Source organism: Brucella sp. IR068 (assembly GCF_049065885.1).
In the GTDB taxonomy this organism is placed as follows: domain Bacteria; phylum Pseudomonadota; class Alphaproteobacteria; order Rhizobiales; family Rhizobiaceae; genus Brucella; species Brucella intermedia.
This window is the reverse complement of sequence record NZ_JBAKHE010000001.1, coordinates 351,226-369,495: the sequence shown is the minus strand read 5'-3', so window position 1 is coordinate 369,495 and position 18,270 is coordinate 351,226. Positions and strand designations below refer to the sequence as shown.

Sequence of the window (18,270 nt, the reverse complement as noted above, 5' to 3'; positions counted from 1 at the left end):
GTTCAGCTTTTCCCGATCGGGACGCCCCCGAGTTTCCGACCAGAAAGGAATGCAGAAAACCTGCCCCCAACTGCCAAGTATAACATGCACTTTATCTAAAATGCCAATGGTCCAGCGGTTCAATCGATACAATTACTTCGGTGGATGGGGCATACCACCCGGCAAGCCCCATCCAGCGTGGTTTCAAGAAAGCAGGGTCACTCGGTCGCGGGTTCTTCCGCCGTCAGCAGCAGCTTGTCGATACGGCGGCCGTCAAGGTCGACGATCTCGAACACCCATCCGTTCTTGACGAAGGTTTCGCCCACGTCCGGCAGGTGTTTCATTTCCTCGAGCGCCAGTCCGGCAACAGTGTTGTATTCCGCGTCCTCGTCGATCGGGAAACGCAGGAATTCCGAGAATTCGTCAATCGGCATCCAGCCGGAGACAAGATAGGAACCATCCGCACGGCGAACGATCGCCTTTTCCTCGATATGGTCCTCTTCCTGCATGGCGCCGATGATTGCCTCGATCACGTCGCCCGCAGTAATCACCCCTTCAAAATGGCCGTATTCGTCATAGACGAGCACCATATGTGTCGGCGTACCGCGAATGGCCTCCACCACGTCCAGCGCATCGGAAAAATCCGACACGACCGGAACGTCCCGGACGATCTCGCGCAGATTGACGCTGCCCGTGGAGGAAAGCTGGTTGAAGAAATCACGCACTTGCAGGACGCCGATCACTTCATCGGAATTCTCGCCGCGTACCGGCAGCCGTGAACGGCTCGTATTGTGAAGCTGTTGGCGGATTTCATCGAAACTGTCTTCAATATCGACCATTTCGACGTCCATGCGCGGCGTCATCAGCCCGCGCGCCGTCCGGTCCGCAAGGCGCATCACGCCTGCGATCATGCGGGATTCTTCCGTCTCGATCACGCCCGCGCTATGCGCTTCGGCGAGAACGGACTTGATCTCTTCATCGGTCACGCTGTCGCTCGACTTGCCGGACTGACCGAGCAGCTTGAGGACCAGACGGCCCGACGTATCGAGAAGCCAGACGAGCGGCGCAGCCATTTTCGACAGGAGCGTCATGGTCGGGGCGACGCGGCTTGCTACCGCCTCCGGCTCGCGCAGCGCGATCTGCTTCGGCACGAGTTCGCCGACGATCAGCGACAGATAGGTGATGACCACCACGACCGAACCGACGCCGAGCGCATCGGCAAGGGCTGGCGATATGCCCTGCGCCAGAAGCCAGCCGGAGAGACGGGCGCCCAATGTCGCGCCCGAAAACGCACCTGACAGAATGCCGACCAGCGTAATGCCGATCTGGACGGTGGACAGGAAACGGCCTGGATTATCGGCAAGTTCGATGGCCATGCGGGCGCCGCGGCTGCCCTTGTCCGCCATTACCCTCAGTCGTGCCGGGCGGGATGAAACCACTGCGAGTTCCGACATGGCGAGAACACCATTGAGGATCGTCAGCAGCACGACCGTAATTATTTCAAAATACAAAACTGCCCCTCGGGATCAGATGATCGGAATATAGAGCGTTTCCAGTTAAAACGGGTTCGCAGAACCGCTCCATCTCTTTTTGTCTACGCATTATCCTATGCAAAACCGCTTCGCGCTTTTGCTGGAAATGCTCTAATAATAGAAAGGAACGCCCCCTCTTTCCAGAGGCGGCCCGCATAAAATACTGCGATACTGTCACAATAACAGTCATGATGCGCTTTCTTCTGGCTCGCTTCTGATCGACAGCAGCGGCCATTTGTCGTCCTCATAATAAATGATTCACAATTCAGGCAAAACGAGAAAAGAGAAGTTTGGTCAGGCCAATTGGGTCTAACAATAGCAATTAGGGGCCGAGCCAACCGATCATAACGAGTTTGTTGCTGCCTGCACAAAATTGGCTTGACCAGAAACCGCGTGCCTTCTACTTCTTCTGTCAATAGTTGACGAAACTTTGCGCGAGGAGGAAGCGCGATGGGAGGATTACCGTCAGCATCAGCGCGCGCGGATGCTGCGCCTGTATTGCTGAATCTGGATTCCGTTTCCAAGGAATTTCCGGGCGTCAAAGCCCTGTCGAACGTCAGCTTTGAATTGCGGGCGGGCGAGGTTCATGCCGTCTGCGGCGAAAATGGTGCGGGCAAATCAACCCTGATGAAGATCGTCAGCGGCGTCTATCAGCCCGATGGCGGGACGATCCATTATCGCGGCCAGCCGGTTCGCTTCGGCTCCACGCTTGAATCGGAAGCGGCAGGCATCGCCATCATCCATCAGGAACTGAACCTCATTCCGCACCTGAGCGTTGCGGAGAATATCTATCTTGCCCGCGAGCCGAAACGCGGTTTCTTTGTCGACCGCCGCAAGCTGAAGGAAGACGCGCAGCACTGCCTCGACCGGCTTGGCGTGAAGATCGATCCGTCCACGCAGGTGCTGAACCTTTCCGTTGCCCAATGCCAGATGGTCGAGATCGCCAAGGCGCTTTCGCTCAATGCCTCCGTCCTCATCATGGACGAGCCTACCTCCTCGCTGACCGAGCAGGAAGCGCAGCTTCTGTTCAGGGTCATCCGCGAGCTGAAGGCGCAGGGCACCGGCATCGTCTATATTTCGCATCGTCTCGATGAAATGGCGGAGATTGTCGACCGCGTCACCATCCTGCGCGACGGGCGCTATGTCTGGACCAAGGATTTCCACGATGTCACCGTCGATGAGATCGTGGCCGGGATGGTCGGGCGCTCGCTGGACGAGAAATTTCCCGAACCGACGCGAAAGCCGACGCAGGAAGTGATGTTCTCCGTCGCCGGGCTGACGCGGGGCGGTGTCTTCGAGAATATCGGCTTTGAACTCAGGCGCGGCGAAATCCTTGGCTTTGCCGGGCTGATGGGCGCGGGACGAACCGAAGTTGCGCGCGCTATCTTCGGCGCCGATCCGCATGACGCCGGAACCATCGTGCTCGAAGGCGAAACGCTTTCCATCACCAGCCCGCGCGACGCCATCGAGGCAGGCATCGCCTACCTGTCGGAAGACCGCAAGGCGCAGGGACTGGCCGTCAAGATGCCGGTCGATGCCAATCTGACCCTCGCCAATATGGAAGCCGTCAGCAGCGCCTATGGCGTTATCGATTTCGAGCGCCACCGGCAGGCAAGCCAGCGCTATGTCGATCTTCTCAACATCAAGACGCCGGGGCTGGCCCAGCCCGTTCGCCTGCTGTCAGGCGGCAACCAGCAGAAGATCATCATCGGCAAGTGGCTCTTCCGCGAGCCGCGCATCATGTTCTTCGACGAACCGACGCGCGGCATCGACGTGGGAGCGAAATTCGCCATCTACCAGATCATGGACGAACTGGCCGCAAGAGGCATTGGCATCGTGCTGATCAGCTCGGAACTGCCGGAAATTCTGGGGCTTTCGGACCGCGTGGCGGTCTTTCACGAGGGGCGCATCACCGCGGTCCTCGATACGGCTGCGACAACGCAGGAAGAAATCATGACCTATGCCTCCGGTCGGGGCCGGCAGGATAAATGAGGACGCAGTAATGGCCGAAATCACCACGGACAAGCCCCAGCAGACGGCAAAATCCAAAGGGCTCAGCGACCGCCAGAAGGATATCATCCAGAAGTTTGCGGCCGTCGGCAGCCTGATCATTCTGGCGGCGATCTTTTCCGTCACCAGCAGCGCTTTCATGACCGTCAACAATGCGATGACCATCGCCTTGCAAGTGACGTCCATCGCGCTGCTCGGCATCGGCGCGACCTATGTCATCATCACCGGCGGTATCGATCTTTCGGTCGGCTCCGTGCTGGCGCTTGCCGGTGTGGTGGCGGCGCTTGCGGTCAAGGAACTTTCACTGCCGATCCCGCTCGCCATGCTGCTCGGCATCCTGATGGGATCGCTCTGCGGTCTCATCAACGGCTTTGTCATCACCAGGCTCAAGCTGCCGCCCTTCATCGCCACGCTTGGCATGATGCTGATCGCGCGCGGCGTCGCGCTCCAGATCACCGGCGCGCGCGCCGTCTCCGGCCTTGGTGAATCCTTCGGCGTGCTCGGCAACGGATCGCTGTTCCGCATCGAGAGCATCGACGAACAGGGCTTTCCGGTCGTCACCTTCCCCGGCATCCCCTATCCGGTGGTGCTGATGATCGTGATCGCGATCGCGGCTGCACTCGTATTGAACCGCACGGTGCTTGGCCGCCACATCTATGCCATCGGGTCGAACGCCGAGGCAGCGCGGCTTTCCGGCGTCAATGTCGCCCGCGTGACAGCCTTCACCTATATCGTTTCGGGAACGCTTGCCGGGCTTACGGGCTGCGTTCTCATGTCCCGCCTCGTGACCGCACAGCCCAATGAGGGCGTCGCCTACGAACTCGACGCCATTGCGAGCGCGGTCATCGGCGGCACGTCGCTCATCGGCGGCGTCGGCACCATTTCGGGCACGTTCATCGGCTCGTTCGTCATCGGAATCCTGCGGAACGGCCTCAACATGAACGGCATTTCCGCTTTCACGCAGCAGATCATCATCGGCCTCGTCATTCTGGTCACCGTTTGGATCGACCAGATGCGCAACCGTCGATGAGAGGGGAGACGGAATGCGAGGCATTCCGGCAAGGGTAGAGCCAAGAGCTCGATAACAGGAGGAAAACATGCGTAAACTGGTGTCTGCATTGATGGCTTCGGCCTTCGTCCTTGCCGGGGCGGCAAGCGCTTCGGCTGGCGAAATCGCCGTTATCGTGAAGACCGTGAATTCGACTTTCTGGCAGAACGTCCAGAAGGGCGCCGAAGCCGCGATCAAGGATTCCAAGGACCACACCATGACCTTCCAGGGTCCGGCGGCTGAATCGGCCATCGCCGACCAGGTGAACATGGTGGAAAATGCCGTGAACCGCAAAGTGGACGCAATCCTGCTTGCACCTTCCGACCCGGACGCGCTGACGCCCGCCGTGAAGAAGGCATGGGAAGCTCGCATTCCGGTCGTCATCATCGACTCGCAGCTCGCCGATGGCGGCGACAAATATTACCAGTCCTTCCTCGCCACCGATAACCGCAAGGCCGGTGAAGCCGCGGCCAAGGCCCTGATCGACAAGGCTGGCACCACCGGCAAGATCGCCGTCATGTCCTATGTCGCGGGCGCAGGGTCCGAGATCGGCCGCGTCGGCGGCTTCGTGGACTACATCAAGGCCAATTCCAAGCTGGAAATCGTCGGTCCCTATTACTCGCAGTCGCAGATGGCGACCGCGCTCAACCAGACCACCGACGTTCTGGCGGCCAATGGCGATCTCGTCGGCATCTTCGGCGCCAACGAACCGACCGCCATCGGCATGGGCCGCGCGATCAAGCAGGCAGGCAAGTCCGGCAAGCTGACCGCCATCGGCTTCGACGGCAATCAGGACCTGCAGGAATTCGTCAAGGACGGCACGCTGAACGCCATCGTCGTTCAGGGTTCCTACCAGATGGGCGAAAAGGGCATCGAAACCCTGCTGAAGGTGCTGAACAAGGAAAAGGTCGAGAAGTTCGTCGATACGGGCGCCGTTGTCGTCACCAAGGACAATATCGACAAGCCGGAAGCCAAGAACGTGCTTTATTAAACCACGGCAGTCCCAAATGTTCGAAAGGGAGGCGCAACGCCTCCCTTTTTTGTTGGAGCGCATCCCGAAAATTGTGAAATGATGCGCGTTCCAATCGGACCGAAACTGCTCTAACGGCCCTTCCTTTCGCGCCAGTTCTGGAACTTGCGCTCGTTCTCTTCCTTCGTGCACGGATAAAGGCCCACAATGGCTGCGCCGTTCAGCACCTCTTCCAGCACGAAATCCTCATAGGTTTCCATGGCCGTGCATTCGGCGGCAATCTCATCGGCAAGATGCGCGGGAACGACCATGACGCCATCGGCATCGCCGACCAGCACATCGCCGGGAAACACCGCCGCATCGCCGCAGGCGATCGGCACGTTGATGTCCACCGCCTCATGCAGCGTCAGATTGGTCGGCGCGGAGGGCTTTGCGCAATAGGCGGGCATGTCCAGCTCGCCGATGCCGCTCACATCGCGAAAGCCGCCGTCCGAAACGATGCCCGCCGCGCCGCGCAAGGCGAGCCTCGTCACCAGAATCGATCCGGCGGTCGCCGCGCGCGCATCCTTGCGCGCGTCCATCACCAGCACGCAACCGGGCGGGCAGGTTTCTATCGCAACGCGCTGCTTGTGGTCCGGATTGCGGAAAACCGTGATGGGATTGCGATCCTCGCGCGCCGGGATATAGCGCAGCGTGAAGGCCTGCCCGACCATGTTCTCGCGCTTGCGCGCTACCGGCAGCACGCCCTGGATGAACTGGTTGCGCAGGCCACGCTTGTAAAGCGCGGTCGCGACGGAAGCCGTCGAAACCGCCTTCAGCTTCGCCCGCGTTTCGTCGGAAAGCACATAATCTGACATCGAAGCTGCCTCTCAATAGATGACCGGTTCGTCGACGGGACGGCCGAAATCGGTTTTCAGGAAGTCGAAATCGCAGCCCTTGTCGGCCTGTTCGACATGCTTGGAGAACACAAACCCGTAGCCGCGCTCATATTTGGGCGGCGGCGCCTGCCAGGCTGCGCGCCGTGCCGCCAGTTCCGCCTCCGAAACCAGCGTGTTGAGGCTGCGTGCCGGAATGTCGAGTTCCACCATGTCGCCGGTCTTCAACAGGGCGAGCGGCCCGCCGATGAAGGATTCAGGGGCGACATGCAGGACGCAGGCGCCGAAACTGGTTCCCGACATGCGCGCATCCGAAATGCGCACCATATCGCGCAGCCCAAGCTTCAAAAGCGCCTTCGGCATAGGGATCATCCCCCATTCCGGCATCCCCGGCCCGCCCTGCGGACCGGCATTGCGCAGCACCAGAACCGTGTCCGGCGTCATCGGATAGTCGGGATCGTCGATGATCTTCTTCAGGTCGGGATAGCTGTCGGCCACAAGCGCCGGTCCCGTGTGGCGGTGAAAGCGCGGATCGCAGGCCGCAGGCTTTATCACCGCGCCATCGGGACAGAGATTGCCTTTCAGCACCGCAAGCGACCCCTCGTGATAGACCGGATTGGAAAGCGGGCGGATCACGTCCTCATTCCAGATTTTGACGTCCTCCAGCCCATCGGTGAGCGGCTTGCCGGTCACGGTTATCGCAGACGGATCGAGCTTGCCGCCAAGCTGCTTCATCAATGCCCGCAGCCCGCCCGCATAAAAGAAATCCTCCATCAGATAGGTGGTGCCGGACGGCCTGATATTGGCGATCACCGGCGTCGTGCGGCCGATGCGGTCGAGATCGTCCAGCTCCAGCGGCACGCCCGCCCGGCGCGCCATCGCGATCAGATGAATGATGGCGTTTGTCGAGCATCCGGTGGCCATCGCAACCGTGACCGCATTGGTGATCGCGGCAGGCGTCATGATCTTTTCCGGCGTCAGGTCTTCCCAGACCATTTCCACGATGCGGCGGCCGCACTGCGTGGACATGCGCTGGTGATTGGCGTCGGCGGCCGGGATGGACGACGCGCCGGGAAGCGTCAGCCCCATGGCTTCGGCAATCGCGGTCATGGTCGATGCGGTTCCCATGGTCATGCAATGGCCGTAGGACCTTGCGATGCCGCCCTCGATCCCCTGCCATTCCTCCTTCGAGATGGTGCCTGCGCGGCGCTCGTCCCAATATTTGAAGCCGTCGGTGCCGGAGCCCAGAAATTTACCGGCATAATTGCCGCGCAACATCGGCCCGGCAGGAAGGAAGATGAACGGCAGGCCCATGCTGACCGCGCCCATGACGAGGCCCGGCGTGGTCTTGTCGCAGCCGCCCATCAGCACCGCGCCGTCGATCGGATGCGAGCGCAGCAGTTCCTCGGTCTCCATCGCCAGCATGTTGCGGTAGAGCATGGTGGTCGGCTTCACGAAATTTTCCGACAGCGACAATGCAGGCAACTCCATCGGGAAGCCGCCCGCCTGCAGGATGCCGCGCTTGACCCACTCCACCCGGTCCTTGAAATGCATGTGGCACGGCTGCGCATCGGACCATGTATTTATGACGGCGATGATCGGACGGCCTTCCCAGTCGACCGGATCATACCCCATCTGCATGGTGCGCGAGCGATGCCCGAATGAACGTTGGTCGTCCGGCAGCATCCAGCGCGCCGAACGCAGATCACCATAGGTCTTTCTGGTCATTTCCTACCTTCCCGATCAGAGCGCGTCCCGAAAGGCAAAAGCGGCTTCCGGGAGAAATAAATGGTTTGGGAGCATCCGGGCGGTCACGTCACACGCCCCTCATCCGGTGCACCGCGGCTCCGGCAACCGAAGCTGCGGCCAGAAACACGCCGCCCGACAGGGGTGCTGCGTCCAGTGCCGCGCCCGGCACCTGCCGGTGCGAAGTGATGGCCAGAAGTGTGAGGTCCGGTCCGCAAAAACAGGGCATTGTCGGGGCTGGAACCGGGACCGACACCTTTTCCAGCAGATTGCCGTCACGGTCGAAGCGGTTCAGGACACCCGCCGATACGCCCGCGCTCCAATAAGCGCCCCCGGCATCGCAAGCCCCGCCATCCGGCCTGCCGCCCTGCTCATCAAGATCGCGAATGCGCTTGCGCCCGCTGACGCCGCCTGTCTCCGGGTCGAAGTCATAGCGGTCGATCCACGGCCCGCGTGAATCCGTATGGAACATGGTTCTGCCATCCGCCGTCCAGGCGAGGCCGTTTGAAATCCTGAAGCCCTCGGCCTTCACGGAGGCATCGCCATCCCCCGTCACCCGATAAAGCCGCGATATGGGTTCGCGCTCGGGACGGCCATCCATGCTGCCGACCCAGAACGCGCCGTCGGGACCGACCTTGCCGTCATTGAGGCGGGACGTTGCAGGCTCATCAAAGGCGGACCATAACGCTTCCTGACTGCCGGTTTCAGGATCGAACAGCACCACCTCGCGCGAAAGCGCCACGACAAGCCGTCCGCTTTCGGTCAATCCGAGGCTTGCCACCTTGCTGTCGAAAGACCATTCGCGAAGCGGGCCCCGGTCAAGGTCGATTTCATATATGCGTCGCCCCTCGATATCGCAGGCAAAGAGTGTCTGCCTGCGGTCATCCCAGACCGGGCTTTCCATCAATTCCCCGCGCAGATCGGCTATGCAGCGAAACGGCCCCATCATTCAGCCTCCGTCTTTCTCCTGACGACGTCAGGGTGATCGAGCACGAAACCGGAGAGTTCCAGTCCAAGGCCCGCGCCTTCGAATGGATAGATCACGCCTTTTTCGATGCGCGGCATCACCGTCACCAGATCGCGATACCAGGACGTGTAATAGGCGCGGACCGACTCCTGATAGATCGCGTTCGGCGCATTGAGCGACAGGTGGATGGAAGCGGCAAACACCACCGGGCCGGTGCAGTCATGCGGCGCGATGGGTCGCTGGAAGGCCTCGGCCATGGTGGCGATCTTCTTGGCTTCGGAAAGCCCGCCGCACCATGAAATGTCGAGCATCACATAGTCGGACGCATCGGCGCGCAGCACATCGAGAAACTGCGCGCGCGTCGCCATGGTTTCGCTGGCGCAGACCGGAATGCCGGACTGGCGCGCATAAACGGCAAGCGCCTGCGAGTTCATCATCTTGATCGGATCTTCCGACCAGAATGGCCGGAAGGCCTTCAGCTCGCGCGCGATGGCGAGCGCCGATGTGAGGTCCCACATGGAGTGGAACTCGACCATGATTTCCATCCGGTCGCCAACCGCATCGCGTATCTGGCGGAACGGTTGCAGCGCCTTGTCGAGATCACCGGCATGGATGAAGTTCCCGCCGGAAGCGACGGCAAACGGATCGAAGGGCCAGATTTTCATGGCCGTTATGCCTTCCGACAGAAGGCTTTCGGCAAGCGCGCCCGCATCCCTGTGAAAGGCGACCTGGTCCTCGTATGGCCCTTCCTTCGCTTCGTCCGCATCGCCGATATAGCGGCGCGCCCCGCTCTTGTTATAGGTGTAACCGGCGCAGGTATTGTAGGTCCGGATCGATTGGCGCGACAGGCCGCCCAGCAGCTGGTGGATCGGCTGGCCGGTCAGCTTGCCGAAAATATCCCAAAGCGCGATGTCGATTGCCGATGCGGCGCGGATTTCCACGCCCGAGGAGCGAAAGCCGACATAGGGTTCCAGCAGCAGTTTTGAAATGCGGTCGATCTCCAGCGGGTTCTGGCCAAGGAGCAGCGGCGCAACATCGCTGTGGATATAGGCTGCAACCGCATTTGCCCCACGAAATGTTTCGCCAAGCCCGACGATACCTTCGTCGGTGTGAACCTGCACCCACAAGATGTTGTTGAGGTGCGGAAGCTGCACCGTTTCGATTGCGGTGATTTTCATCCCATAGCCTCAATGCGCGGACGGTTGACGGTTGCGTGCCACGATCTGCGTCGGATTGACGAAACGCAGCGCCAGAAGCAGCCAGACCAGCGAAGTGACCATGTAGATGACCGCCATGGCATCGATGGACTGCACCGAGCGGACCCCGGCGGCGAACACCGAATAATAGAGCGCGACCACCAAAGTTTGCGACGTCGGCCCGGCGGTGAGGAAGGTCAGTTCGAACATCGCCACCGTGCGCACCAGAACCAGAAGCATGGCCGCGAGAACGCCCGGCATCAGCATGGGCAGAAGCACATGGATGAAGAGCTTGAAAGTGCCTGCGCCGAACACGCGCGCCGCCGCTTCCACCTTCGGGTCGATCTGCTCGATGAAGGGGATCATCACCAGAATGACGAAGGGAACCGTCGGCACGAGATTGGCGAGCACCACGCCCCAGAAAGTGCCGCCCACGCCGAACTTGTAGAGCACGGTCGCCAGCGGAATGCCGAAGGTTATCGGCGGCACCAGAAGCGGCAGCAGGAAGACCAGGAGCACCAGCTTCTTGCCGGGAAAATCGCGGCGCGCCATGGCATAGGCTGCCGTCACGCCCAGAATGCCCGACAGGATCACCACGGCAAAGACCACCTGAAACGTGACCAGCAGCACCTGATCGAGCTGGAATTCGGCCCAGGCCGCCGCATACCAGCGCGTGGTGAACGCTTCCGGCAGCCAGGTGCCGAGCCAGCGCGTGCCGAAGCTCGAAACCACCACAGCCGTGATGACCGCAAGGACATTGAACACGAAGAAGCCGGTCACGAGCCAGACGAGGGTGATCCAGAGTTTGGAAAGGACGGAAGTATCGCGGATCATGGCCTATCCCTTTCCGCCGGCGGTGGAACCGCGATAGAAGAGCGAACGCACGCCGAGCAGCGCGCCGACGACAAGCAACTGCACGCCCGCCATGATCATCGCGATGGATGAAGCCATGGAGTCGTCATATTGCTCGAACGCCGCCTGTGCCGCGGCAATCGAGATCACCCGCGTCGGACCCGACGGCGCACCCAGAAGGACGGCGGAGGGAAACACGGCGAATGCCTGCACGAAGGTGAGACAGGCCGCGACGACCAGCCCCGGCACCAGCAATGGCAGCATGACATGGCGAAAGCGCTGCCAGCTGTTTGCGCCATGGGTGGCGGCGGCGCGTTCCAGCGCGGGATCGATGCCGGTGATATAGGAAAGCGTCAGCAGGAAGGTGAACGGAAACACCGTGATGACCAGCGATGCGAAGACGCCCCAGTAATTGTTGGTGAGCTTCAACGGGCTGTCGATAAGGCCGATGGTGATCAGCGTGCGGCTGAACCAGCCTTGCGGTCCCAGATAGTTCAGCAGCCCCTCCGCGATCAGGACGGTGCCGAGCGTTACCGGCAGGACGAGGATCGTGGTCAGCAGCCGCTGGCGGCGCATCAGCCGCACGCGCATGGCAATGGGAACCGCGAAAAGGACGCTGATGAGGGTAACGGGAACCGCCAGCCACAGCGTCGCGCCGATGGTCTTGTAGAGGTAGGGATCGGAGAAGAACTTGCTGTAATTGGCAAGCGCCCCCCCACCGTCGAGCGGGTTGAAGGACAGGACCAGCCCGTAAAGAAACGGATAGATAAACACGCCCACCACAAAAAGCAGCGCGGGCAGGATCAGAAGCGTGACGCCATCGAAGCCGCGATTGGCGAGGCGTTGCCGCAGGCCGGGCCGCAAGGCGGGATTGAGCGGTGCGTCTACATAGGTTTCAACTGCCATCGCTCAGCCCTCCGCCGGAAAGACCAGCGCATGGCCGGCATCGATGCCGAGCACGATGCGGCTGCCGGGTTCAACGCCGTGCGGCCCGTGAAAGATCAGTTCCATCCCGGTTTCGGTGCGGGCAGTGCCGACATATTCGCGCCCGCGATATTCGATGGTCTCGACGGTGGCCTGCAAGTCGTTGCGATGGCCCGAGCCAGACACGACATCATCGCCGCGCGCCATCAGCACGGCATCATCGCCCGGCCGAAGCTCGTCCATGGCGCGCCCGATGAGTTCGCTTCCGGCCACGGCAATGACCGCCTGCCCGTTTTCGACGCGCAGGACCTTGCCCGGCAAGGCGTTGCGGAAGCCCATGAAGGCGGCAACGTCGCGATAGCGCGGCTCTTCGTAAAGTTCGTGCGGCTTGCCGACCTGACGGATTTCGCCATCGCGCAGGACCACGATGCGGTCGGCAAGCGACAGGGCCTCGTCCTGGTCATGGGTCACATAGATCGTCGTCGAGCCGAGCTGGTTATGGATGCGGCGGATTTCGGCGCGCATCTCAAGGCGCAGCTTGGCATCGAGATTGGAAAGCGGCTCGTCCATCAGAACCAGCGGCGGCTCGATGACGATGGCGCGGGCAATCGCCACGCGCTGCTGCTGGCCGCCGGAAAGCTGCCCGGGCAGTTTTTCTTCCTGCCCTTGCAGGCGCACCAGAGCCAATGCGGCTCGCGCGCGCTTTTCGATCTCGCTTTTCGCCAGACCGCGCATCTTGAGGCCGAAGCCGACATTCTGCAAAACGTTCATATGCGGAAACAGCGCATAATTCTGGAACACCATGCCGAAGCCGCGATCCTCGGGCTTCAGCTGGTCCACCCGCCGCTCGTCGATATAGATGCCGCCGCCCGTCGTGCCGAGAAGTCCGGCGATGCAGTTGAGAGCCGTCGATTTTCCGCAGCCCGAGGGCCCCAGAAGCGCGATGAACTCGCCCTTGCGGATGGTGAGGTTGATATCCCTCAGGGCAGCGAAAGTCCCGAATGAACGGCTCATGCGGTCGAGCCGGAGTTCTTGAAATGACATTGACGCAAGCACCATGGTTTGGAATTGGCGAGTATCGGCGCCCCGCGACGGGCCGTTTGAGCCCGTCACGCAGCCGTCGGTTCATCAGCCCCCGGCGACCTCTTCGTCCCAGCGGCGGAACGCGGCGACCAGCGCCTCCGGCTCAAGCGGCAGCTCGATCGGATTGTTGGCGATCCAGTCAGCATATTCCGGACGGCCGAACTCCGCGATGATGTTCTGGCTTTCCTTCGGCGCCATCTCGATGGTGACATCCTTCACCGCCGGGCCCGGATAGAAATATCCGGCGTCATAGGAATAGGCCTGCTGGTCGGGCTTGAGCGCGAACTTGATGAACTCCATCAGCACCGCCACCTTTTCCTCCGGCACGCCCTTGGGGATCGCGAAATAATGCGCGTCGCAAACCCAGTGGAAGCCGTCGAGCTTGCTGACGCCCATCTCCTTCGGCACCACGCCCAGCGCACGCGGGTTGATGTCCCAGCCGGTTGTCGTCACCGTCATGTCGCGCGTGCCTTCGCCCAGTTCCTTCATGAGCGCGCCCGTGCCTGCCGGGTAATATTCGATGTTCTTGTGCAGTTCCTTCAGATAAGCCCAGGTCTTGTCCCAGCCCTTGACCGGGTCTTTCGGGTCGCTGTCCTTCAGAAGATAGGGAAGCCCCATCAGGAAGGTGCGCCCCGGACCGGAATTGGCCGGGCGGGCATAGATGAACTTGTTCGGATTTTCCTTTGCCCAGGCGAGCAGTTCTTCCGCGGTCTTCGGCGGCGTCTTCACCTTGTCGGGATGATATTCAAGCAGGGGGCCGGAAGGATAATAGGAAACGACGACGCCCTTGCCCTTCGACATTTCCTGCATGCGCCAGGCGGGTTCCAGATATATATCCTGCAACTTCGGCAGGCCGTTGTCCGGCAGCGCAATGATGTCGGTCCATATGTCGTCGGCAAGCCCGGCGGAAAGCGCGTCCGGTCCGACGATCACCATGTCGATGTCGATGCGGTTGGCGCGCTGCTGCGCCTTGATCTTTCCCGGCAGTTCCGGCGCCGGTGCCTTGTTGAAGGTGAAGCGCGAGACGAGCGCCTTCTGCCCGGCTGCGAAATTATCGAAGATCGGCTGTGTCAGCGCCAGATTGCCAGCGGCATCGATGACGTTGAGCGCCACCGGCGAGGACGGCAGCTTCGCCGACTGCGCCCATGCGCCCTTCGGCAGCATGATGCCCATGCCGGTCGCAATCCCGGCCCCCGCCATGAATGTGCGGCGTGAAATTCCCTTGTTCATGTTCTCCTCCACTTTCTGGTTATCCGGTGCGCCCCTCTTCTCCCTGTCAGGACGCCCGGGTTCATTTGTCAGACAATGCCATCGGTCTCCCAGCCGGAGACGATCTTGCGAAGCGTCTCGCGATCATTCGCTTCAAGCTGCGGCAATCCGGGAAGCCGCACCTTGCCCACATCGAGCCCCTGAATCTGCAAGGCTTCCTTCACAACAGTCACATTGGCGCCGTTGCGGTATTTGGTGCGCATGGTCTCGAAATCGGCAATGCTTTCGGCCACTGCCCGCGCCCTTGCGAAATCTCCCGCCTCCAGCGCGTTCCACACGGCGAGCGAGCGCTTCGGCGCGACATTGACGAGGCCGGAGGTGAAACCGCGCCCGCCAAGGGCATAGAACGGCAAGGCCCAGCTTTCCGCCAGACCGCAGATCCAGGTCGCTTCCATGCCCTTCGTCGCCCGGCAGCACTCGAAGAAAAGCATCGTGTTCTGCGATGCGAACTTGACGCCTGCGACCTTCGGATGGGTGGCAAGGCGCACCATTTCTTCGAGCGGGATCAGGTCCGAGCGGATATAGGCGACGATGGGCAGATCGATGGCTTCGGCAATGGCGATGAAGTAATCCACCTGCGCGTGGGGTGCGGCGAAGGGATCGAGCGGATGATGGATCATCACGCCATCGGCTCCCGCCTTTCCTGCCGCGCTCGCGACCCGGATCGCCTCACGCACCGAACGCCCGGCGGCAGCCGTTACAGCCGCCTTTCCGTCAACCGCGGCAATGGCAATCGCCTGAAGCCGGATGACTTCATCCTCGGTAAGACTGTAGAATTCGCCGGTATTCCCCCCGGTGACGATGTTATGAACACCTGCCTGCGCGATGCGCCCGACGATTTCACCCGTCAGTCCGGCATCGATCTCGCCCCTTGCGTCATAGGCAGTCGCATGCACGCCCGAAATGCCGCGAAGCACCCGGCGGTAGCCCGCTAAATCCATTATTTCCTCCCAATGTACCGGTCAGAAGACCAGTTCGATATGCGTATCCCCCGCTTTCACGATGTGCTCACGCATCAGCCGCTCGGCCAGATCGCCGTTGCGCGCCGTGATTGCCTGCATGATAGCCTCATGCTCCTTGAACGACTGGCGGCGCACATCCTCGCGCGACAGGACTGTCACCCTTGCGGCGTGGTCGTACATGCGCTGCGCATTCTGCAACCGGCGCAGATATTCGCAGCCCGATGCCTCGTGGATGCCGTCGTGGAACTTCTCGTTCAACTCGATCAGCAGATCGACATTGCCCGCTTCCACCGCCGCGCGCATTTCCTCGATCACCGCGCGAAGAAAGCCGAACGCCTCCTCGCCGCCGTGTTTGGCCGCCTGCCGCGCAATGATGCTTTCCAGCGCGGCGCGGGCGAGCGTCATTTCCTCGGCCTGCCGCGCATTGAACGATACGAACGTCCCGCGCCGCGCCTCGGTCCTGACCAGCCCTTCCCCTTCGAGCTGGCGCAGCGCCTCTTTCAACGGGCTCGTGCTGATGCCCAGATCGGAAGCCAACTGCCTCTCGTTCAGCTTCTCGCCAGACTTGATGCGTCCGGAAATGATCGCCTCCCGCAGATTGTCATGCACATGGTCTCTGAGGCTCTTCACCTTGATCGGAGAAAGGGGGGAAACGTTATCACCCAAGGCAGCACCTGTTTGTCACGAACTTTCGGCCACGATCCTGAAACAGCGAATCTGATATGTCAATATCTGATACATCAGATATCAAATGAAACTGACTCACAGACTGACGGACGGCAAAAAGACGGCGAAACGCCGTCTTTCCCGGATAGGTTCATAAAGAATATGGGAATGGGCCGTGCCTGAAACCGGCAGCAAAATGGGAGCGGTTGTTCGGGTGGGCCTGATGCGCCGCCAGAGCATTTTCAGCAAAAGTGTGCAACGTCCACGCGGGGAAATCAGTTCACTGGACTGATTTCTATCCCGCTTTGATGCGTTGGATAATGCGATAAAACAAATAGTTAGAGCGGTTCCGGCGTTTCTGCCAGAACAGGAACCGCTCTAGAACTGATCCAGCCCGGCCTGCGCGACATGCAGGCGCCTGTAGCGCCCATCCTTCATTTCCAGAAGCGCCGCATGACTGCCCTGCTCGGCGATGCGCCCGCCCTCCACCACCAGAATGCGGTCGGCATTGACGATGGTTGCGAGGCGATGCGCGATCACCAGCGTGGTGCGGCCTTGCGAAAGCTCGGCCAGCGACTGCTGGATGGCGCGTTCGGTTTCCGTATCGAGCGCCGACGTCGCTTCATCGAGGATAAGGATGGGCGGGTTTTTGAGGAATATGCGCGCAATGGCCAGGCGCTGCTTCTGCCCGCCGGAAAGCTTCACGCCACGCTCGCCGATAATCGTGTCATAGCCGTCCGGCAGGCTGGCGATCACGCCATCGAGCCGCGCGCGGCGCGCGGCCTCGGCGATTTCCGCGTCGGTCGCATCAAGACGGCCATAGGCTATGTTTTCCCGGATCGTTCCGGCGAACAGGAAAACATCCTGGCTGACGATACCAATGTTGGAGCGCAGGGATTTCAGCGTCATATCGCGAATGTCGATGCCATCGGCAAGGATCGCGCCCTTCGTCACGTCATAAAAGCGCGGCAGCAGCGAGCAGATCGTGGTCTTGCCCGCACCCGATGGACCCACGAAGGCAATGGTTTCGCCGGCGCGGATAGAAATATCGAGGCCGTCGACAATAGGACGCGCGGCGCTGTAGCCGAAGCTCACATCGCGATATTCGATATCACCGGTCAGGCGCGTAACCGTCTGCGCACCGGGGCGGTCCGCAATATCCGGGCGCGTGTCGAGAAACTCCGTATAGCGCTGGAAACCGGCAATGCCCTTGGGATAGGTCTCGATGACCGAATTGATCTTTTCGATCGGGCGGAAGAACACGTTGACCAGCAGCAGGAAGCCGACAAACCCGCCAGCCGTCAGTTCGCCGCGCACCACGAACCACGCGCCCGCCAGCATCACCACGACCTGCACGAAACGCATTGACAGATAGGAGAGCGACATGGACGCCGCCATGATCTTGTAGGCAGCAAGCTTGGTGGTCAGGTATTTGTCGTTGCTTTCGGCGAAAAGCTGCCGCTCATGGTCCTCGTTCGTAAAGGCCTGAACGACGCGGATGCCGCCGACATTCTCCTCGATGCGGGCGTTGAAATCGCCGACGCGCCGGTAAAGCGCGTGCCATGTGTTGGTCATGCGCCCGCCGTAACGGGTGGTGACATAGGCCGACAGCGGAACGATGACGGCGGTAATCAGCGCCAACGGCGGATGCACCCACAGCATAAGGATGAAGGCGCCGATAAGCGTCATGATCGCGATGAAGACATCCTCGGGGCCGTGATGCGCCACCTCGCCGATTTCTTCCAGATCCTTGGTCAGCCGCGCGACCAGATGGCCGGTCTTCTGGTTGTCGAAGAAGCCGAAGGAGAGCTTCTGCAAATGATCGAAAGCCTTGCGCCGCATCTCTGTCTCGATCTTGATGCCGAGCATATGCCCCCAATAGGTAACGATGACCTGCAAGAAGGCATTGAGAACATAGATGGCAAGCAGGCCAACCGCAGCGATGGCGATCACGCCGAGCTGCCCGGTGGGCAGCAGCTTGTCGATGAAAAGCGTGACGGCGACCGGAAAGGCAAGCTCAAGCAGGCCGGATGCCACCGCACTGGAAAAATCCAGAGCGAACAGCCCACGATGCGGACGGTAATATCCGGCAAAGCGTTTCAGCAACCCAGCCATGATGCGGCTCCCTCGAAATCAATCACAGGGTGCCTAACTCATTCATCTCCCTATTAAAAGGGTAATCTGACCCCAT

General features: G+C 60.9%; 16 protein-coding genes. 3 read left to right on the top strand and 13 right to left on the bottom strand.

Annotation, left to right across the window (positions count from 1 at the left end; all coding sequences use genetic code 11):
* Positions 1-197: 197 nt before the first annotated feature.
* Together ACOWVS_RS01745 and ACOWVS_RS01740 are read right to left on the bottom strand one after the other, a co-directional pair.
* On the bottom strand, positions 198-1,490 hold the full coding sequence (locus ACOWVS_RS01745) for a hemolysin family protein (protein WP_006468612.1): 1,293 nt from the start codon (positions 1,488-1,490) through the stop codon (positions 198-200).
* Entirely contained in the window at positions 1,480-1,746 is a 267-nt protein-coding gene (locus tag ACOWVS_RS01740; RefSeq protein ID WP_075041524.1) for a hypothetical protein, read from the bottom strand. Before ACOWVS_RS01740 ends, ACOWVS_RS01745 begins: the two co-directional genes overlap by 11 nt.
* 215 nt (positions 1,747-1,961) lie before the next feature.
* Here ACOWVS_RS01740 and ACOWVS_RS01735 point away from each other — a divergent pair, with 215 nt between their 5' ends.
* The 3 genes from ACOWVS_RS01735 (at position 1,962) to ACOWVS_RS01725 (ending at position 5,560) form a co-directional block, all read left to right on the top strand.
* Positions 1,962-3,503, top strand: a complete 1,542-nt coding sequence (locus ACOWVS_RS01735; protein ID WP_021585558.1) for a sugar ABC transporter ATP-binding protein — start codon at positions 1,962-1,964, stop codon at positions 3,501-3,503.
* 10 nt (positions 3,504-3,513) lie between these two features.
* Entirely contained in the window at positions 3,514-4,551 is a 1,038-nt protein-coding gene (locus ACOWVS_RS01730; protein ID WP_075041525.1) for an ABC transporter permease, read from the top strand.
* A gap of 67 nt (positions 4,552-4,618) precedes the next feature.
* Positions 4,619-5,560, top strand: a complete 942-nt coding sequence (locus ACOWVS_RS01725; RefSeq protein WP_006468607.1) for an ABC transporter substrate-binding protein — start codon at positions 4,619-4,621, stop codon at positions 5,558-5,560.
* Between the two features lie 110 nt (positions 5,561-5,670).
* Here the strand turns inward: ACOWVS_RS01725 and ACOWVS_RS01720 are convergent, their stop codons facing one another.
* The 11 genes from ACOWVS_RS01720 to ACOWVS_RS01670 all read right to left on the bottom strand — a co-directional run bounded on the left by ACOWVS_RS01720 (position 5,671) and on the right by ACOWVS_RS01670 (position 18,194).
* The gene (locus ACOWVS_RS01720; protein WP_006468606.1) at positions 5,671-6,396 is read right to left on the bottom strand and encodes a ribonuclease activity regulator RraA; all 726 of its coding nucleotides are present in this window, start codon (positions 6,394-6,396) and stop codon (positions 5,671-5,673) included.
* 12 nt (positions 6,397-6,408) lie between these two features.
* The gene (araD, locus tag ACOWVS_RS01715) at positions 6,409-8,142 is read right to left on the bottom strand and encodes an L-arabinonate dehydratase (protein WP_075041526.1); all 1,734 of its coding nucleotides are present in this window, start codon (positions 8,140-8,142) and stop codon (positions 6,409-6,411) included.
* Positions 8,143-8,230: 88 nt separating this feature from the next.
* A complete protein-coding gene (locus tag ACOWVS_RS01710) occupies positions 8,231-9,109 on the bottom strand; it encodes an SMP-30/gluconolactonase/LRE family protein (RefSeq protein ID WP_075041527.1) in 879 nt (292 codons plus the stop codon).
* Positions 9,106-10,305, bottom strand: a complete 1,200-nt coding sequence (locus ACOWVS_RS01705; protein WP_075041528.1) for a mandelate racemase/muconate lactonizing enzyme family protein — start codon at positions 10,303-10,305, stop codon at positions 9,106-9,108. The genes ACOWVS_RS01710 and ACOWVS_RS01705 overlap by 4 nt, the downstream gene beginning before the upstream one ends.
* 9 nt (positions 10,306-10,314) lie before the next feature.
* A complete protein-coding gene (locus ACOWVS_RS01700; protein ID WP_075041529.1) occupies positions 10,315-11,157 on the bottom strand; it encodes an ABC transporter permease in 843 nt (280 codons plus the stop codon).
* A 3-nt stretch (positions 11,158-11,160) separates the two neighbouring features.
* The gene (locus tag ACOWVS_RS01695; RefSeq protein ID WP_075041530.1) at positions 11,161-12,081 is read right to left on the bottom strand and encodes an ABC transporter permease; all 921 of its coding nucleotides are present in this window, start codon (positions 12,079-12,081) and stop codon (positions 11,161-11,163) included.
* Between the two features lie 3 nt (positions 12,082-12,084).
* Entirely contained in the window at positions 12,085-13,158 is a 1,074-nt protein-coding gene (locus ACOWVS_RS01690) for an ABC transporter ATP-binding protein (protein ID WP_170873239.1), read from the bottom strand.
* 69 nt (positions 13,159-13,227) lie between these two features.
* A complete protein-coding gene (locus tag ACOWVS_RS01685) occupies positions 13,228-14,382 on the bottom strand; it encodes an extracellular solute-binding protein (protein WP_241084143.1) in 1,155 nt (384 codons plus the stop codon).
* 98 nt (positions 14,383-14,480) lie between these two features.
* On the bottom strand, positions 14,481-15,392 hold the full coding sequence (locus ACOWVS_RS01680) for a dihydrodipicolinate synthase family protein (protein ID WP_063620500.1): 912 nt from the start codon (positions 15,390-15,392) through the stop codon (positions 14,481-14,483).
* A gap of 21 nt (positions 15,393-15,413) precedes the next feature.
* Positions 15,414-16,022, bottom strand: coding sequence for a GntR family transcriptional regulator (locus ACOWVS_RS01675; RefSeq protein WP_006472239.1), 609 nt, complete (start codon positions 16,020-16,022; stop codon positions 15,414-15,416).
* A 435-nt stretch (positions 16,023-16,457) separates the two neighbouring features.
* Entirely contained in the window at positions 16,458-18,194 is a 1,737-nt protein-coding gene (locus ACOWVS_RS01670) for an ABC transporter ATP-binding protein (RefSeq protein ID WP_075041532.1), read from the bottom strand.
* Between the last annotated feature and the right edge of the window lie 76 nt (positions 18,195-18,270).

Excerpts from the sequence above, each read along its gene's own strand:
- ACOWVS_RS01740 (WP_075041524.1), bottom strand. The coding sequence starts at position 1,746 with ATGGCCGCTGCTGTCGATCAGAAGCGAGCCAGAAGAAAGCGCATCATG.
- ACOWVS_RS01735 (WP_021585558.1), top strand. The coding sequence starts at position 1,962 with ATGGGAGGATTACCGTCAGCATCAGCGCGCGCGGATGCTGCGCCTGTA.
- ACOWVS_RS01730 (WP_075041525.1), top strand. The coding sequence starts at position 3,514 with ATGGCCGAAATCACCACGGACAAGCCCCAGCAGACGGCAAAATCCAAA.
- ACOWVS_RS01725 (WP_006468607.1), top strand. The coding sequence starts at position 4,619 with ATGCGTAAACTGGTGTCTGCATTGATGGCTTCGGCCTTCGTCCTTGCC.
- ACOWVS_RS01720 (WP_006468606.1), bottom strand. The coding sequence starts at position 6,396 with ATGTCAGATTATGTGCTTTCCGACGAAACGCGGGCGAAGCTGAAGGCG.
- araD (WP_075041526.1), bottom strand. The coding sequence starts at position 8,142 with ATGACCAGAAAGACCTATGGTGATCTGCGTTCGGCGCGCTGGATGCTG.
- ACOWVS_RS01710 (WP_075041527.1), bottom strand. The coding sequence starts at position 9,109 with ATGATGGGGCCGTTTCGCTGCATAGCCGATCTGCGCGGGGAATTGATG.
- ACOWVS_RS01705 (WP_075041528.1), bottom strand. The coding sequence starts at position 10,305 with ATGAAAATCACCGCAATCGAAACGGTGCAGCTTCCGCACCTCAACAAC.
- ACOWVS_RS01700 (WP_075041529.1), bottom strand. The coding sequence starts at position 11,157 with ATGATCCGCGATACTTCCGTCCTTTCCAAACTCTGGATCACCCTCGTC.
- ACOWVS_RS01695 (WP_075041530.1), bottom strand. The coding sequence starts at position 12,081 with ATGGCAGTTGAAACCTATGTAGACGCACCGCTCAATCCCGCCTTGCGG.
- ACOWVS_RS01690 (WP_170873239.1), bottom strand. The coding sequence starts at position 13,158 with ATGGTGCTTGCGTCAATGTCATTTCAAGAACTCCGGCTCGACCGCATG.
- ACOWVS_RS01685 (WP_241084143.1), bottom strand. The coding sequence starts at position 14,382 with ATGGCGGGGGCCGGGATTGCGACCGGCATGGGCATCATGCTGCCGAAG.
- ACOWVS_RS01680 (WP_063620500.1), bottom strand. The coding sequence starts at position 15,392 with ATGGATTTAGCGGGCTACCGCCGGGTGCTTCGCGGCATTTCGGGCGTG.
- ACOWVS_RS01670 (WP_075041532.1), bottom strand. The coding sequence starts at position 18,194 with ATGGCTGGGTTGCTGAAACGCTTTGCCGGATATTACCGTCCGCATCGT.